The 519-nt window shown below is 52.2% G+C and carries 1 protein-coding gene; it reads left to right on the plus strand.

Annotated features, from left to right (window positions below):
* Positions 1-519, plus strand: a 519-nt coding sequence (locus R7R78_RS29435; RefSeq protein ID WP_225475002.1) for an NAD-dependent epimerase/dehydratase family protein, incomplete at both ends; no start/stop codon positions are given.

Consider the following 519-nt stretch of genomic DNA (forward strand, 5'->3'; position numbering starts at 1 on the left):
CGTATTGAAGCGCTGACTGGCAAACAGCCTGAGTTCCACCAAGGTGACATCCGTGACGAAGCCTTTTTGGATACGGTATTCGCGCAGCACGACATCCAAGCCGTGATCCACTTTGCTGGTCTCAAAGCAGTTGGCGAATCGGTGGCAAAACCACTTGAGTACTACGACAACAACGTCAATGGCTCATTGGTGTTAGCGCGCAGCATGCGTAAAGCGGGCGTGAAAAGCATCGTATTCAGTTCATCGGCAACGGTTTACGGTGACCCTGAAATAGTGCCGATTACGGAAGATTCACCAACAGGCGCAACCACCAATCCATACGGTCGCAGTAAATATATGGTGGAGCAGTGCTTCAGCGATCTGTTCCATGCTGAAAACGACTGGAGCATCACCTTACTGCGTTACTTCAACCCAGTTGGCGCGCACCCATCGGGCTGCATGGGGGAAGACCCACAAGGCATTCCCAATAACCTGATGCCATTTATCGCCCAAGTCGCTGTTGGCCGCCGAGAAAAACTC

This window comes from Vibrio sp. 2134-1, assembly GCF_033339495.1.